We start from the raw sequence: 16,308 nt of genomic DNA, 5'->3' as shown, positions 1-16,308 counted from the left end.
GCTACCTCGCGTCGCCGAGGAGGCGGCGTACGTCGATCCCCACGCGCTCGAACTGCTCCGGCCGTGGCGGCATCCCGATCGCCCGGACCAGCTCGCCGCCGCGACGCTCGAAGATCGGCTCGGTCTCGATGATGCCGTGCTCGATCCGGCCCGGGACCCCGACGACCTCGCTGACGCGGCGGGTGCCCTTGGGGTCCAGAGTCAGGTGGACCACGAGGTCGATGCTGGCCGCGACGGTCGGTACGACGAACTGCGCGCTGATGTTCTCGCCGGCCAGCAACGGCAGGGTGCAGGCCTTGGTCAGGGCCTCGCGGGCGGAGTTGGCGTGGATGGTGCACATGCCCGGCAGACCGGAGTTGAGGGCGAGGAGCAGGTCGAGGCACTCCTCGGAGCGGACCTCGCCGACGATCAGCCGGTTGGGCCGCATACGGAGTGACTCCTTGACCAGGTCGCGCAGCCGGATCTCGCCGGTCCCCTCGAGGCCCTCCTGGCGGGTCTGGAGCGCGACCCAGTCGGGGTGGTTGAAGCGGATCTCGTAGACCTCCTCGGCCGTGATCACCCGCTCCCCGCCGGGGATCGCCGCCGCCAAGCAGTTCAACATCGTCGTCTTGCCGGCCTGGGTTCCTCCGGTGACCAGGATGTTCAGACCGGCCCGCACGCTCGCCTCCAGGAACCGCGCGGCCTCCGGCGTCAGGCTGCCGAGCTCGACCAGCTCCTGGAGACGCGAGGCACGGACGACGAACTTCCGGATGTTGACGGCCGAGAAGCCCCGGGAGATCCCCTCGAGCACCACGTGCAGCCGGTGACCGGCCGGGAGCATCGCGTCGACGAACGGGCGGCTGATGTCGATACGGCGACCGGTCGTCTTGAGCATCCGCTCGACCAGCTCGGTCACCTGCGCCTCGGTGAGGATCAGGTTGGTCAGCTCGTGGCGGCCGTTCCGGGCGATGAAGACACGATCCGGCGAGTTGATCCAGAGCTCCTCGACACCCGGATCATCGAGGAAGGGTTGCAGCGGACCGAAGCCGGCCACCCGGGCCACGAGCTCGCTGACCAGGGCCTCCGGGTCGGCGATCGGGGCGACCATGCCCGTGAGGCTGCGCTCGTCGTGGGCGCGCACGATCGCCCGCGCATGGGCCCGCACGGCACCGACCTCGCGCTGGGGGTCGAGGGCGTCGCGGCGTACGACGGAGCGCAGCGCCTCGTCGAGGCTCGCCACCACGTCCTCGCTGGGACGGGGCGGGGGCGCGGGCGCGCCGACGGGTTGCTGCTGCAGGGCCACGAGAACTCCCGAGATGAGTGATGGCCCCTGAACGGTAAGCGAAGAATCCCGGTTGCGCGAGAGGTGTTGACAGGCTCTGTGGAGAACCGGCGCTCAAGGACGCCCGAGGACCAGACTCACTCACATCTGAGTGAGTCTGGGCGGGGGTGCCGTCGGCGTACGACGTCGCGCAGCGCCTGCTCCGGGTCGACGCCGGCGTCGCGGGCCTCGGCGACGAGCGCGAGGAGGCGCTCGCCGATGTCGGCGGACGCCGGGTCGACCGCGACCGGGCGGCCGGCGTCGGCGAGGCGGGCCAGGAGCTTGTCGGCGTACAGCAGGGCAGGGAGGGTCGGCGGGATGCCGTCGACCAAGGAGGTCCGGCCCTTCTCGGTCGCCTTGATCCGCTGCCACTGGGCGTCGACCTCGTCGGCGCTGAGGGTCTCGACGGGCTCGGCCACCGACGACCCGGCCAGCGCTGCCGGGGGGAAGACGTGCGGGTTGCGGCGCATCATCTTCTCGGTGATGCCGCGGGCGACCTCGTCGAGGTCGAAGACGCCGGCCTCCTCCGCGATGACGGCGTGGAAGACGACCTGCAGCAGGAGGTCGCCGAGCTCCTCGCGGAGGTGCTCATGATCCCCTCGGTCGATCGCCTCGAGCGTCTCGTGGGTCTCCTCGAGGAGGTAGCGCGCGAGCGAGCGGTGGGTCTGCTCCTGCTTCCACGCGCACTCGGCCCGGAGCCGCCGCATCACGGCGACGAACTCGGAGACCGCGTCGGTCATCTCGGCCCCGCAGATCAGCCGCAGACCTGGCCAGGCGGGAGCCCCACGACGGACTGCCCCTTCGCCTCGGCGCTCACCGGGACCGAGAGATCGGTGTCGACACCGCTCAGCCCGGTGTCACCCGGAGCGAGCCCGAACCGCGGGTTGATCACGATGTGGAAGTCACCCGCCTGGGCGCCGGCGGTGCCGGGGTCCTTGGCGATCGCGTCGGCCTCCACGGACTCGGTGGCGTATTCCTGCAGCGCGGCCTGCTCGTCGGCGGTCATGTCCGACCACCCCGGGACCAGCGTGCTCAGGTCGCGCTCGGAGCTCGGGACCGCGATCTCGTGCGCGGCGGCGTACGTGATCAGGGCCTTGTTGCGGACCCAGCCGCGGACCTGGTCCTGCTCGACGCCGGCGCGCGGGACGGGCTGTCCCTGCGGGTCGTGGGCGTTGGCGACACAGACCGCGTCGACGAGGTGGTCCAGCGCGCTCAGCGACAGCTCGGCGCCGTTGACGGACGCCGCGACGCCCGGGTGCGGTGCCCCCTCGCCGAGGCCGCAGCCAGCCAGCAGCAGCGCGATCGGGACAACCATGAGGGACGTACGACGCACGCTGGCTCCTTCTCCTACCCGGCGGTCTCGCGCGGGTCGATCACAGCATCGATGACGAGGCGCGCCCATTCAAGCAGCGCGACGCCCTCGATCGGCTTGCCCAGCTGGCCGGGCGTGCCGGGACGCGGGACCAGGATCGCCTCGGCCTGCGCCTTGACGATCGACTTGGGGTACATCCGGTTGAGCCGCACGACGCGGGAGTCCGGCAGCACCACCGGCGCGAAGCGGATGTTCTTGCCGACCGTGGAGATCTCGGTCAGGCCCGCCTGCCGGCAGCGGGCACGGAACCGCGCGACCAGCTGGAGCGCGACGACGGGCTCGGGCGCGTCGCCGTACCGGTCCTTGAGCTCCTCGATGATGGCGTCGACGTCGTCGTCGGTGCGGACCTCGGCGAGGCGCTTGTACATCTCCAGGCGCAGGCGCTCGGACGGGATGTAGTCGTGCGGCAGGTGGGCCTCGACGGGCAGCTCGATGCGGACCTCGTCGAGCACCTCCGGCGCGCCGCCGTCGCTGCGGAACTCGCGGACGGCCTCACCGACCAGGCGGACGTAGAGGTCGAATCCGACGTCCGCGATGTGCCCGGACTGCTCGCCGCCGAGCAGGTTGCCCGCGCCGCGGATCTCGAGGTCCTTCATCGCGATCGCCATGCCGCCGCCGAGGTCGGAGTGCTGCGCCAGCGTGGCGAGCCGCTCGTGCGCGGTCTCGGTCAACGGCTTCTCGGTCGGGTAGAGGAAGTAGGCGTAGGCCCGCTCACGGGACCGCCCGACGCGACCGCGCAGCTGGTGGAGCTGGGACAGGCCGAGGGTGTCAGCCCGCTCGATGATCATGGTGTTGGCGTTGGAGACGTCCAGGCCCGACTCCACGAGGGTGGTGCACACGAGCACGTCGAAGCGCTTCTCCCAGAAGTCGAGCATCACCTGCTCGAGCTGCTTCTCGCCCATCTGGCCGTGCGCCGTCGCGACGCGCGCATCGGGCACCAGCTCACGCAGCTTGGCAGCGGCCTTCTCGATCGAGTTGACCCGGTTGTGGATGTAGAAGACCTGGCCGTCGCGCAGCAGCTCACGGCGTACGGCGGCGACGACCTGGCGGTCCTCGTAGCCGCCGACGTACGTCAGCACCGGGTGCCGCTCCTCGGGAGGCGTGGTGATCGTGGACATCTCACGGATGCCGGTGATCGCCATCTCGAGCGTCCGCGGGATCGGGGTCGCCGACATGGAGAGCACGTCGACCGAGGTCCGGAGCCGCTTCATCTGCTCCTTGTGCTCGACACCGAAGCGCTGCTCCTCGTCGACGATGATCAGGCCCAGGTCCTTGAACTTCACGTCCGCGCCGAGCAGGCGGTGGGTGCCGACGACGATGTCGATCGACCCCTCGGCCATCCCGGCCATGATCTCCTTCGCCTCCTTGTCGGTCTGGAAGCGCGAGAGGCCCTTGAGGACGACGGGGAACCCGCTCATGCGCTCCATGAACGTGGAGAGGTGCTGGGTGACCAGCAGGGTCGTCGGGACCAGCACGGCGACCTGCTTGCCGTCCTGGACCGCCTTGAAGGCGGCACGGACGGCGATCTCCGTCTTGCCGTAGCCGACGTCGCCACAGATCAGGCGATCCATGGGTACGACGCGCTCCATGTCGGCCTTGACCTCGTCGACCGTGGTCAGCTGGTCGGGCGTCTCGTGGAACGGGAAGGCGTCCTCGAGCTCGCGCTGCCAGGGGGTGTCAGGACCGAACTGGTGGCCCCGGGTGGCCTGGCGGGCGGCGTACAGCTTGATCAGCTCGGCGGCGATCTCGCGGACCGCCTTGCGCGCCTTGTTCTTGCGCTTGGTCCAGTCGGCTCCGCCGAGCCGGTCGAGGCTGGGCTGCTCGCCACCGACGTAGCGGGTGACCTGGTCGAGCGCGTCGGCCGGGACGTAGAGCCGGTCGGCCGGGGCGCCGCGCTTGGAGGCGCCGTACTCGAGCACGAGGTAGTCCCGGGTGGCTCCGTGCACGACGCGCTGCTTCATCTCGACGAAGCGGCCGACGCCGTGCTGCTCGTGGACGACGTAGTCGCCGGTCTTGAGCTCGAGCGGGTCGATCTGCTTCTTGCGGCGCGTGGGCATCGCCCGCATGTCACGGGTCGAGGCCTTCTGGCCGACGATGTCCTCGGCGGTGAGGATCGCGACCTTGCCGTGCTCGGCGAGGACGCCGTGCGCGAGGCCGCCGCAGGTGACGGTGACGACCTTGGGGTTGACGTCCTGCTCGGTCGGGATGGTCTCGACCAGCCGCGCGGGCAGGTCGCGCTCGCCCAGCGCCTCGACCATGCGCTGCGCCGGGCCGTGGCCGGCGTGGGTGACGACGACGGTCCAGCCGTCGCCGTGCCACGTCGCGATGTCGGTGAGGGCCTTCTCGACGTCGCCGCGGTACGTCGGCGCCGCCACGATGGCGCTGGTTGAGTAGTCCGAGCCGCTAGGCGAGGACGTATCGCCGCTGGTTGAGTAGTCCGAGCCGCTAGGCGAGGACGTATCGCCGCTGGTTGAGTAGTCCGAGCCGCTAGGCGAGGACGTATCGAAACCATCGGCGCCATCCAGCCCGAACGGGCTCAGCGTCCACCAGGACATGCCACGGTCGCGGGCATGGGTGCGGACCTCACCGAGCTCGCGGTAGGACGCGGCCTGGAGGTCGATCGGCGCCTGGCCACCGCTGGCGGCAACGGCCCAGGACGCCCCGAGGAACTCCTCGGAGGTGGCGACGAGGTCGTGGGCGCGAGCGCGGGCCCGCTCCGGGTCGAGGACGAGGACCTGCGCATCAGCAGGGAGCAGGTCGACGAGCAGCTCGAGCTCGTCGACGAGGACGGGGATCAGCGCCTCCATGCCCTCGACGGCGATGCCCTCGGCGAGCTTGTCGGTGATCTCGAGCAGCTCGGGCCGCTCCTGCCCGAGGGTGCGCGCGCGCTCGCGGACCTCGTCGGTCAGCAGCAGCTCGCGGCACGGCGGCGCCCAGAGCCGGTCGAGCTTGTCGATGGTGCGCTGGTCGGCGACGGCGAAGGACCGGATCTCCTCGACCTCGTCGCCCCAGAACTCCACCCGGACCGGGTGCTCCTCGGTCGGGGGGAAGACGTCGACGATGCCGCCGCGCACGGCGAACTCGCCGCGCTTCTCGACGAGGTCGACGCGCGTGTACGCCGCCCCGACGAGTCCCGCGACGACGTCGTCGATCTGCCGGGTGCTGCCCGTGGCGAGCTCGACCGGGACCAGGTCGCCCAAGCCCTTCACCTGCGGTTGGAGCAGGGAGCGGACCGGTGCGACGACGACGTCCAGCGGCCCGTTCTGGACCCCGGTGGCCGCGGAGTCGGTGCCGGGGTGGCACAGCCGTCGCAGCACCGCCAGGCGACGGCCGACGGTGTCGGAGCGCGGCGAGAGCCGCTCGTGCGGCAGCGTCTCCCAGCTCGGGAAGTAGGCCACCCGGGCCGGGTCGAGCAGGTCGCCGAGCTCGGCGGTCAGCTGCTCGGCCTCCCGGGTCGTGGCGGTGACGGCCAGGACCGTCCGACCGGCGCGGGCCAGGCCCGCCACCAGGAACGGTCGCAGCGGCGCGGGGCCGGTCAGCTCCTCGGTCGGACCGCCGTCGGCGAGGGCCGCCGCCAGGGCGGGATCGGCGAGGACGAGATCAGTCAGACCGGCGAGCGACACGTTGACCGATCCTAGGCGCGACCACCCTCAGCGGTCGGGTCGGTCACCCGTCCGAGGAACAGGGGTGTGCCGTGGGCGACGTCGTGCACGGCGTACAGGAAGGGGCGGTCGACGACGAACCTGGTCGGCCGCTCCCGGACCGGGGCGGCGCCGACCGTCATCACGGCCGCGGTCGCGGCCGCCGCCTCGGTGCCGTGCTCGTCGACCTCGATGCGCCCCTGGTGCAGCACCGCGGACAGGTACAGGCGCTGCGCCCGCGTCATGCCGCTGAAGTCCGCGCGGCCCGGGTCGAAGGCATCGCCGGCCCCGAGTCCCGCGAGCACCTCGGCCAACGACAGGGCCGTGCGCGAGGACCACTTCGGCAGCGACAGCTCCACCGGCCCGGTCCGCCCCGGACCGAGTGCCGTCGCCAGACCGCCCCCGGCGAGGCCGACCTCGACCGCGCTGAGGCGTCCGGGGTCGGGCAGCACGACCGTGAGGGCGAGCGCGCCGCCGGCGTACCGAAGACGTACGCCGCTCCAGCCGCTCCCCTCGACCTGCTCCAGCTGTCCGGTCCGGTGCATCATCGGCACCTTCCGCACTCCTCCTCCGGCCAGGTGGAACGGGCCATCGCTGGTGGCGGTGTGCTCGAACGGGTCGTCCCACGGCGCGGTCAGGCTGATCGCGTTCACCAGCGCGAGCCGGGTGCCCGGGTCCAGCACCCCGCTCGGGATGAGGTCCTCGATGCGGTGGTCGGTGGCGTCGGCCACCCAGGCGTTGATGAGGCGGCGCACCGGCTCGGGGTCGGTGAAGTCGACCGCCCGCACACCCGTCCCGTAGTCCTTCGCGAGCATCTCGAGGAAGTCGTGCTGCCACGGCACCCCGCGCTGGCCGAAGACCGCGTCGGCGGTGCGCAGGCCCAGGGTCACCGTGGTGCCGTCGGCGCGCTGGCGCTCACCGGCCAGCGAGTCGACGTACGACGTGAGCGCGTTGACGCCGTCGTGCCAGCGGCCTCCCAGACCGATCGCGCCGAGCACGCCCGAGAGCTGCTGCGCGGTGCGGCCGCGCGCTCCGGCGAGCGTCATCGAGAGCGCTGCGGCGACGGAGTACGGCGAGATGACGAGGTTGCCCTGCTGCTGGCCGGCCACGGCGGCGTACAGCCTGGCGGCGAAGGCGTCCATGCCCTCGACCGTCGGGGCGATCAGCGTCGGGTCCGCGGCCGAGCGCGGGGTGCCGGCGGAGACCAGCTCGACGCCCCTGCCGGCGTCCGGGTCGCCGCCCGAGCAGCCCGAGAGCAGGCCGCCGGCCGAGGTGGCGAGCAGCGCGAGGCCGCCCATCTGGATCAGGTGTCGTCGTCCGAGCATGCCCGTCGGACGCACGACCCCCGCAGGAGGTTCCCGAGGGTCAGGAAGACGACGCCGGCGGACCGACGACCAGCGCGACGACGGTCAGCACCGCGACGGCGACAGCAGCGACGGCGAGGCCGCGCAGGGGCTTCTCCAGCAGCCAGCGGACCAGCCGCTCGGGCTTGGAGAGACCCTCGTCGGCGGCACCGCGGAGGCGCCACTGCTCCCCCAGCCAGCCGCCACGCACGGCGACGACCTCGACGGCGTACGTCGCGAAGGGCGGGATGGCGGCGGCGAGCGCGAGCAGACCGCGCTTCCACGTCCACTGCTGGTCGACCCAGACGGTGACCGTGGTGACGACGTACGCGATGAACACGACGCCGTGGACCATCCCGAAGATCTTGACGCCGATCGGGTTGTCGACCGGGCCGTACTTCAGGAACATCCCGAACAACAGCAGCGCCCAGGTGATCGCCTCGGCGATCGCGATGCGGCGGAAGACGGCGACGGGGCGGGACAGGAACGAGCTCACGCCTGTGACGCTAGCGATCCCCCGGTGGGGAGAGGGCATCCGCGACGGTGTGATCCTCGCGGCGCGGGTCAGGAGACGGGGACGGCCGCCTGCGCGGCCTGGTCGATGAGCACCCGCAGGTTGGTGCGCTCGACCTTGCGGCCCGACACCGAGATCTCCATGCCGGCCTTGCCATCGGGGCCCGGGACCCAGCGGAAGTAGTTGTAGCGCAGGTGCGGGGTCGCGTCGATGTAGGTGAACCAGATGCCGTCCGCGGTCTGGCGGAGGATCGTGAAGCCCGGGTAGTGCGCGTGCTCGAGTCCGGCGATCTTCGCGTCCCGTGCCTGCGTCACTGTGAGGGCGGGGTCGAGCGCCTCGAAGCGGACGCTGTAGCCACCGATCGCCGGCTCGCCTGCCGGCCGCCAGCGCACCTGGACCTGCTGGTCGAGGTCGGCCGGGAGGATCGGGGCACCGGTGATGGGACTCGACGGCACCCAGCCCTCGGGCACCCGGTAGGACCACGTCGTGCCGGTCGGCCCGGTCAGCCGGTGGCGCACCAGGAGGTTCGGGTGGACCAGCGGCGGATAGGTGATGTCGGGAGACGGCACCACGCTGGGGGACGTCGAGGTCGGGCCGGTCGACGGGGTTCCCCCGGGCTTGCCGTTGTCACGCGTCCGGTCGGCGAGCAGCAGCGCCACCGCGGCTCCACCGACGACGAGGAACACGGCCAGCATCACGATGATGAGGGTGCGCAGGAGGTTGCGGCGCGGGCGCTCCGGCGTCGGGTCCGGGGGCTGCGGCGGCGCGGCCGGCGTGCGGGGCGGCTCCATCGCGGTCGGCTGCTGGAGGATCGTGGGGCTCGCGGGCGGCGGCGTGATCGCCGGGTCGCGCAGCATCGTGGGCGCCACCGCGCGCAGCGCACGCAGGAAGGACGGGACGTCCGGGTAGCGGTCGTCGGGTCGCGGCTCGAGCGAGCGGAGCAGCACCTCGTCGTACGGCGCCAGCGCCGGGTCGATGCTCGACGGCGCCGGCGGGAGCTTGGGGGCGGCGAGGTCGCCGATGCCGCCGTCGCGGGCGAAGCGGCCGGTCATCAGGTGGTAGGCGACGGCACCGAGCGCGTGCACGTCGGCACGTACGTCGACACCGAGGCCGATGGCCTGCTCGGGCGCCATGTACGCCGGGGTGCCGACCACCTGGGTCAGGCCGCTGGCGTGCAACATCGCCTTGGCGACGCCGAGGTCGGCGACGAGCACCTCGGTCTCGTCGTCCTCGCCGGAGCGCAGCAGCAGGTTCTGCGGCTTGATGTCGCGGTGGATGATGCCGCGGCGGTGCAGGACGTGGACGCCCTCACCGGCCTGGCCGATCAGGTCGACGACCTTCTGGGGGTCGACGGGGCCGGAATCGGTCAGCGTCGCGAGCGAGCCGAGGTCGGCGTACGACATGACGAAGTAGGGCGTCTGGTCGACCTCGCCGATGTCGTAGACGCGCACGACGTGCTCGGAGTCGGCCCGGCGCAGCATCCGCGCCTCCTCGAGGAAGCGCTCACGGACGTCCTCGCGCTGCGCCCAGTTGTCGGCCAGCGCCTTCACCGCGACGGGCGAGTCGAGGTCCGGGTCGTGGTAGAGCCAGACGGTCGCGAAGCCGCCGGCGCCGATCCGGTCGACGCGACGCAGGCGGCCGAGCCGTTCCGGAAGGGTCACGCCGGATATTGTGCAGCACGTGGACTCGGACCTCGTCGACCTCGATGACCTGGCGCTGCGCGCCGCTGCTGGGGATCGCGAGGCGTTGGAGGACCTGCTCGCCGCGATCCAGCCCCGCGTACGCCGCATCTGCGGCCGGATGCTGCTGCACCCGCAGGACGCCGAGGAGGCCGCCCAGGACGCCCTGCTGCTGGTCGCCACGAAGATCGGCTCGTTCGGCGGACGGTCGAAGTTCACCACGTGGCTGCACGCCGTGGCGTCGAACAGCGCCCGGTCGACGTACCGCTCCCTGAAGCGTCGCTCCGCCGAGCACGGCGTCGAGGAGCTGCCCCAGACGGCCGACCCCCGCACGACCTCGGTGATCGCCGGCTCACGGCTCGACCTGCTCGAGGCGCTCGAGATCCTCGCCGCCACGCATCCCGAGCACGCCGAAGCCCTGGTCCTGCGGGACATCCAGGAGCTCGACTACAACGAGATCGCCTCCCAGATGGGTGCGCCCCTCGGCACGGTCAAGGCATGGATCCACCGCGGCCGCCAGACGGTCCAGCCGCTGCTGCGGGTGCAGGACTAGTTCACGCAGTCCTGGCGGTCGCTGACGATCGTCAGCGCGCCGACGCGGGCGTGCTCGGCGTAGCCCCACCAGTAGGAGAGGCCCGGGTGGCCCGGCACGGCGACGCGCCAGAAGTCGGGCTGGTCCTGCGCCGTCGGGTAGATCGCGTGGACCTGTGCCTGCGTCATGCCGACCCGCATCCCCTCCGGCGTCGCGGCCTTGCGGTCGGTCGTGGTGATCAGGGCGACGCCCACCTTCGCCGAGACCCAGCCATCGACCCGGTGGCGCAGCCGCTTCGCCCCGGGCAGGACCAGGCCGGCGCACGACTCCCCCTTGAGGTGACCGACCTTCGCCCCGGCCCCACGGGCAGCCGCCGCGTCCATGCCGATGTCCACGCCGGCGTACCCCTGCGGGCCGAAGGCCTGGGATCGCGTCGGAGTCGTCGCGTCCGGCGTACCCGGATCGTCGGCACCGGCACCGCAGCCGGTCGTCACGGCGGCGGTCGCCGCCAGGGACAGCGAGACGAGGGCGATGCGGAACATGGCGCGTCCTTCCGGTGGTCGTGCCTGTTCCGACGCCCGGTTCGCGGGGTTGGTTGCGCCCCAGCCACCACGAGGTCAGACCCCGTGACGCCGCTCCCGAACGGCGTAGGCACGAACGGCGCGCAGGAAGTCGACGCGGCGGAAGTCGGGCCAGTAGGCCTCGCAGAAGTAGAACTCGGACTTGGCGCTCTGCCAGAGGAGGAAGCCGCCGAGACGCTGCTCCCCCGAGGTGCGGATGACGAGGTCGGGGTCGGGCTGACCCTTGGTGTAGAGGTGGTCGGCGATGTGCTCGACGTCGATCTGCTGGGCGACCTCGTCGATCGACAGGCCACGGGAGGAGGCATCGACGAGCAGGGACTTCACGGCGTCGGCGATCTCGCGGCGTCCGCCGTACCCGACGGCGACGTTGACGATGATCCCCTCGACGTGGGCGGTGCGCTCGGCAGCGTGCTTGAGCCGCTCGGCCATCGCGGTCGGCAGCAGGTCGAGCGCGCCGACGGGGTTGAGCTGCCAGCGCTGCTGGTCGGCGAGCGAGTCGACGGCGTCGACGATGATCTCCAGGAGCGGCTCGAGCTCGTCGGCGGGACGGTTCAGGTTGTCGGTGGAGAGCAGCCACAGCGTGACGACCTTGATGCCGATCTCGTCGCACCAGCTCAGCAGCGGCTCGATGTTCGCCGCCCCCGCGCGGTGGCCGTGCGCGGTGTCGCGGCCGACGGCCTTGGCCCAACGCCGGTTGCCGTCGAGCATGACGCCGATGTGCTGGGGCAGGTTGTCGGGCATGCGGCGCAGCATCCGCGCCTCGTACGCCGGATAGAGAACCTTGCGCACACCGCGCTTCCAATCCGCCACGTCTCCCACACTAGTGGTGTGGCGATCCACCATCCTGGTGCCACGATGGCCACCACCGACCCGAGCCTGGAAGAGGTACGCCGATGACCGCCGCGAACTGGCACCCGGACCCCACCGGCCGGCACGAGCTGCGCTACTGGGACGGCGCGGCGTGGACCGATCACGTCTCCGACCGCGGCAACGTGGCGACCGACCCGCTGCACCCGCCGGCCCAGTTCGCCCAGTCCGCCCAGCAGCCGACGCCCGCTTGGACCGACGGTGCCGACACTCTCGCCGAGTCGCAGCAGGACGACGAGCAGCCGCCGACCTCCGGCGGCTGGACCGACGGGACCGAGACCACCGACCCGACGCCCGAGCTCACCACCGCCTCGAGCGGCGCGCCGGCGTACAACCCGGATGCCGTGCCGACCGATGCCTTCGCCGGCATCTCCGGCGAGCTGATCGACGGGACGTACAGCGAGGTCAGCGGCAGCGGACCGGTGCTGCAGAACAAGAAGATGCTGCGGGTGCGCCTCGACCAGCCGTTCCTGGCCAAGCAGGGCGCGATGGTGGCCTACCAGGGCACCGTCGACTTCGCCTACCAGGGCGGGGGCGCGACCAAGTTCCTCAAGAAGGCGCTCACCGGCGAGGGTCTCTCGCTGATGCGGGTCGCCGGTCAGGGCGATGTCTTCCTCGCCGACGAGGCGCACGACGTGCACATCCTCCAGCTCGCCGACAGCGGCCTGTCGGTCAACGGCAAGAACGTGCTCGCGTTCTCGGAGTCGCTGGACTGGAACGTCGAGCGGGTCAGGGGCGGCTCGATGGCGGCCGGCGGCCTGTTCAACACCACGCTGCGCGGAACGGGCTGGGTGGCCATCACGACCGACGGCCAGCCGGTCGTGCTCAACGCCCAGGAGGCCCCGACGTACGCCGACGCGAACGCCCTCGTCGCGTGGTCGGTGCACCTGCAGACCTCTCTCCGCTCCACGATGACCGCTGGCGCGCTGATCGGGCGCGGGTCGGGCGAGGCGTTCCAGGTCTCGTTCCAGGGCCCGGGCTTCGTGATCGTCCAGCCCTCGGAGGGTGCGACGGTGCCGTCGCACACCCACTGACCCCCACCCACTAACCTCGGACACATGAACGAGGCGATGCAGCGCACCAGCCAGCGCGCACGCGCCGGCATCGAGACGGCCCGGACCGAGGTCGCGGAGGCCTTCGCCGAGGTCAAGCCCAAGCTGCGCGGCTGGCTGCACGCCGGGACCACGCCGGTCGTCATCGCTGCCGGCACGGTGCTCATCACGTTGTCGCCGACGCCGGCGACCCGGGTCGGCTCCTCGCTGTACGTCGCGACCGCGTTGCTGCTGTTCGGCATCTCGGCGACGTACCACCGCGGGACGTGGTCGCCGAGGATGCACGCGTTCCTGAACCGGTTCGACCACGCGAACATCTACGTCTTCATCGCGGGCTCCTACACGCCGTTCGCGCTGATCCTGCTCGACGGCTCCAAGCGGATCTGGATGCTCGCGATCGTCTGGACCGGAGCGATCATCGGCGTGGCGCTGCAGATGCTGTGGCCCAGCGCCCCACGCTGGCTCTCCGCGCCGGTCTACATCGCGCTCGGCTGGGCCGCGGTCTTCTTCATCCCCTCGTTCCTGGACGGGGCGATGGAGCTCGGGGTCGGTGTCGGCGTCGCCATCTTCACCCTCATCTGCACCGGCGGCCTGCTCTACACGCTCGGCGGCCTGGTCTACGGCTTCAAGTGGCCGAACCCGTCGCCGCGCTGGTTCGGCTTCCACGAGGTCTTCCACGTGTTCACCATCGTGGCCTTCATCGCGCAGTACGTCGGCGTCTCGCTGGCGACGTACGCGTTGCGCTGAGCCCTCTGCAGGTTTCCCTACATACCTTGGGAAACCTGCCGTTCGGCCAGCACCAGCACCTCGGCATGGCCCGTCTGCGGGAACATGTCGAAGAGCTGCGCGCTGACGACGCGGTAGCCCGCCATCGTGGCGAGGTCGCGCCGCAGGGTCTCGGGGTTGCAGCTGGAGTAGAGGACGTGGCGGGGCCCGGATGCCTCCAGCCACCCGGCCAGCTCGTCGCCCAGACCGCGCCGCGGCGGGTTCACGACCACCAGGTCCGGGGCGTCCCGCCCCAGGACGTACGTCGTGGCGTCGTCGGCCTCGAAGCCCAGGCCGGTCAGGCCGGCGTCGGCCGCCGAGCGTCGGGCGGAGGCGATCGCGTCCTGGCTGATCTCGATGCCGGTAACGCTGCGATCGGACGCGGCGACATGGAGGGCGAAGCCTCCGACACCGCAGTAGAGGTCCCAGACGGCGCGCGGTGCGGAGTCCTCGACCAGCCCCGCGCCGGCTCGGTAGAGCCCGGCCGCGACGGCCGTGTTGGTCTGGAAGAAGCTGCGTGGCCGCAGGTGCAGCGTCAGCCCGTTCACCCGCATCGGCAGCGTGTCCTCAGGCGTGAGCACGATCTCGCGAACACCCTCGAGCACGGCCGCGTGCGCCGGCTGGATGTTCAGCGTGACGACCCGGGCGGCCGGCAGGGCCGACAGCAGCGACGGGAGGTGCTTGCGGATCCGTGTCTCGGCCTCGGTCGAGCGCAGCACCCAGCGGACCATCAGCTCGCCGTCCGGCGACTCGGTCACCAGGACGTGCTTGAGCTCGCCGCTGCGCGTCGTGATGTCGTACGGCGTGAGCCCGGCCCGTCCGATGAACGCGGCCAGGTGCGGGAAGGCGGCCTGCAGCGAGGCCGGGTAGAGCCCGCAGTCGCTGAGGTCGACGCCCTCACCCGATCCGTCGAGGATCCCCAGACGAGGTGAGCCGGAGGTCCCGGTGACGACCAGCTTGGCCTTGTTCCGGAAGCCCGACTCCGGCCCGCCGAACGGCGGGCGCCAGACCGACGGAGCCAGGCCGAGCGCGTCGCGCACCGAGGCGTCCTTGCGGGCCAGCTGGTCGGCGTACGGCTGGCCGAGCCAGGTGCAGGACCGGCACTCCCCCGCAGAGAAGTGCCGGCAGTCCATGCGCCGAGCCTATCGGCGCACGGTCACTTCCCCGGGCGGCCGTACAGCTTGGCGACCATCGAGGTCAGCGTGCCCTCGTGCTTGGCCGTGCGCTGGAAGCTGGTCAGCGGGAACGCCGGCTTGAACCGCTGGCGCGTCACGGCGTGCGGGTAGGTGAACTCGCGCAGCCCGTCGGCCCCGTGGATGCGCCCGAAGCCGGAGTCGCCGACACCGCCGAACGGCAGGTTGGGTACGCCGGCGAAGGTGATCACGCCGTTGATGGCGGTCATCCCCGCGCGGATGCCGTCGACGACCTGGTCGGCGTTCTTCTTGCCGAAGTACGTCGATCCGAGGGCGTAGCGCGTCCCGTTGGCGAGCCTGATCGCCTCGGCCATGTCCTTGACCTTCGCGACGGTCATCGTCGGGCCGAACGTCTCGTCCTGGACGGCCTTGGAGTCCTCGGGGACGTCGACCAGGATCGTCGGCTGCACGAAGTGGTCGCCGACCGCGCCGGCGCCGCCGAGCAGCGCCCTGCCGCCCCGCGCCAGCGCGTCGTCGATGTGGCTCTTGATGATGTCCTTCTGGCTCGGCATGGTGATCGGGCCGACCTGCTGGCCACGATCGGCACGGATGCCCTTGGCCTGCTCGACCAGCGCGGTGACGAACTGGTCGTAGACCTTCTCGTGGACGTAGATCCGCTCGACGCCGGCGCAGGTCTGGCCCGCGTTCGCGCACGCGCCCCAGAGCGCGGCGTCGGCGGCCTCGGCGATCTTGGCGTCCTCGTCGACGATGAAGGGGTCCTTGCCGCCGGCCTCGATGACGACCGGGGTCAGGCTCTCGGCGCAGGCCGCCATCACCCGCTTGCCGGTCGCGGTCGAGCCGGTGAACGCCAGCTTGTCGACCCCGGAGGCGCACAGCGCAGCACCGGTCTCGCCGTACCCGGTGATCGTCTGGAGGACCGGGCGACCGACGGCCTCGAGGAAGCTGCGGGCCAGCCACTCGCCGACACCGGGGGTGTACTCCGACGGCTTGAAGACGACGGCGTTGCCGGCCGCGAGGGCGTAGGCGATCGAGCCCATCGGGGTGAAGACCGGGTAGTTCCACGGGCCGATGACGCCGACCACACCCAACGGCTTGTACTCCACCGACGCCGCCTGGTTGACCATCATCAGGCCGGGCGACACCGAGCGGCGGCCGAGCACCTTGGCGGCGTGCGAGCCGGCCCAGGCGAGGTGGTCGACGGCGAGGGCACACTCGAGCAGCGCATCACCGGCGGGCTTGCCGGTCTCGGCGCTCATCACCGAGGCGAGCTCCTCCATCTTGCGCGCGAGCAGGCCGCGCCACAGCGCGAGCTTCTGCTTGCGGCCGGCGAAGCCCAGCGCGCGCCACCACTCGGCCTCGGCCCGGGCGGTCGCGACAGCCGCGCGGACCGCCTCGGCGTCGTGGATCGGGTGGCTCGCGACGACCTCGTCGGTCACGGGGTCGAGCGAGTCGAAGGTCTGTGCGGGGGCGTCCGTGGTGGTCACGTCCCGAACCTACTGCGACCCTCC

The 16,308-nt window shown here is 71.6% G+C and carries 14 protein-coding genes; 3 read left to right on the top strand and 11 right to left on the bottom strand.

The features are described from left to right. Window position 1: 1 nt before the first annotated feature. From ACYVJ3_RS05895 to ACYVJ3_RS05865, 7 genes are all read right to left on the bottom strand, one after another. Entirely contained in the window at window positions 2-1,282 is a 1,281-nt protein-coding gene (locus tag ACYVJ3_RS05895) for a CpaF family protein (protein WP_460851623.1), read from the bottom strand. A gap of 116 nt (window positions 1,283-1,398) precedes the next feature. After that, entirely contained in the window at window positions 1,399-2,040 is a 642-nt protein-coding gene (locus ACYVJ3_RS05890) for a MazG nucleotide pyrophosphohydrolase domain-containing protein (protein WP_460851621.1), read from the bottom strand. Window positions 2,041-2,054: 14 nt separating this feature from the next. Beyond that, window positions 2,055-2,633, bottom strand: coding sequence for a hypothetical protein (locus tag ACYVJ3_RS05885; protein ID WP_460851620.1), 579 nt, complete (start codon window positions 2,631-2,633; stop codon window positions 2,055-2,057). Between the two features lie 14 nt (window positions 2,634-2,647). Next, window positions 2,648-6,295, bottom strand: coding sequence for a transcription-repair coupling factor (gene mfd / locus ACYVJ3_RS05880; RefSeq protein ID WP_460851618.1), 3,648 nt, complete (start codon window positions 6,293-6,295; stop codon window positions 2,648-2,650). 11 nt (window positions 6,296-6,306) lie between these two features. Further along, the gene (locus ACYVJ3_RS05875; RefSeq protein ID WP_460851616.1) at window positions 6,307-7,638 is read right to left on the bottom strand and encodes a serpin family protein; all 1,332 of its coding nucleotides are present in this window, start codon (window positions 7,636-7,638) and stop codon (window positions 6,307-6,309) included. A 40-nt stretch (window positions 7,639-7,678) separates the two neighbouring features. Beyond that, window positions 7,679-8,152, bottom strand: coding sequence for a DUF3817 domain-containing protein (locus ACYVJ3_RS05870; protein WP_460851615.1), 474 nt, complete (start codon window positions 8,150-8,152; stop codon window positions 7,679-7,681). A 68-nt stretch (window positions 8,153-8,220) separates the two neighbouring features. Further along, complete coding sequence (locus ACYVJ3_RS05865) at window positions 8,221-9,831, bottom strand: serine/threonine-protein kinase (RefSeq protein ID WP_460851614.1); 1,611 nt, start codon at window positions 9,829-9,831, stop codon at window positions 8,221-8,223. 19 nt (window positions 9,832-9,850) lie between these two features. Here ACYVJ3_RS05865 and ACYVJ3_RS05860 point away from each other — a divergent pair, with 19 nt between their 5' ends. Further along, window positions 9,851-10,402, top strand: a complete 552-nt coding sequence (locus ACYVJ3_RS05860; RefSeq protein WP_460851613.1) for an RNA polymerase sigma factor — start codon at window positions 9,851-9,853, stop codon at window positions 10,400-10,402. Here ACYVJ3_RS05860 and ACYVJ3_RS05855 read toward each other — a convergent pair. Beyond that, window positions 10,399-10,923 (bottom strand): hypothetical protein, encoded by a 525-nt coding sequence (locus tag ACYVJ3_RS05855; protein ID WP_460851612.1) that lies wholly within the window; start codon window positions 10,921-10,923, stop codon window positions 10,399-10,401. The two genes, ACYVJ3_RS05860 and ACYVJ3_RS05855, sit on opposite strands and share 4 nt — an antisense overlap. 75 nt (window positions 10,924-10,998) lie before the next feature. Continuing rightward, complete coding sequence (locus ACYVJ3_RS05850) at window positions 10,999-11,805, bottom strand: isoprenyl transferase (RefSeq protein ID WP_460851610.1); 807 nt, start codon at window positions 11,803-11,805, stop codon at window positions 10,999-11,001. Between the two features lie 50 nt (window positions 11,806-11,855). Here ACYVJ3_RS05850 and ACYVJ3_RS05845 point away from each other — a divergent pair, with 50 nt between their 5' ends. Then, window positions 11,856-12,863 (top strand): AIM24 family protein, encoded by a 1,008-nt coding sequence (locus ACYVJ3_RS05845; protein WP_460851609.1) that lies wholly within the window; start codon window positions 11,856-11,858, stop codon window positions 12,861-12,863. Window positions 12,864-12,887: 24 nt separating this feature from the next. After that, a complete protein-coding gene (trhA, locus tag ACYVJ3_RS05840) occupies window positions 12,888-13,628 on the top strand; it encodes a PAQR family membrane homeostasis protein TrhA (RefSeq protein WP_460851607.1) in 741 nt (246 codons plus the stop codon). A gap of 17 nt (window positions 13,629-13,645) precedes the next feature. On the opposite strand, the gene rlmC is transcribed toward trhA, so the two are convergent. Further along, on the bottom strand, window positions 13,646-14,779 hold the full coding sequence (gene rlmC, locus ACYVJ3_RS05835) for a 23S rRNA (uracil(747)-C(5))-methyltransferase RlmC (protein ID WP_460851605.1): 1,134 nt from the start codon (window positions 14,777-14,779) through the stop codon (window positions 13,646-13,648). A gap of 23 nt (window positions 14,780-14,802) precedes the next feature. Then, on the bottom strand, window positions 14,803-16,284 hold the full coding sequence (locus ACYVJ3_RS05830) for an aldehyde dehydrogenase family protein (RefSeq protein WP_460851604.1): 1,482 nt from the start codon (window positions 16,282-16,284) through the stop codon (window positions 14,803-14,805). Window positions 16,285-16,308: the final 24 nt, after the last annotated feature.

The organism is Nocardioides montaniterrae, assembly GCF_054782655.1.
This window is presented reverse-complemented; position numbering and strand designations above follow the sequence as displayed.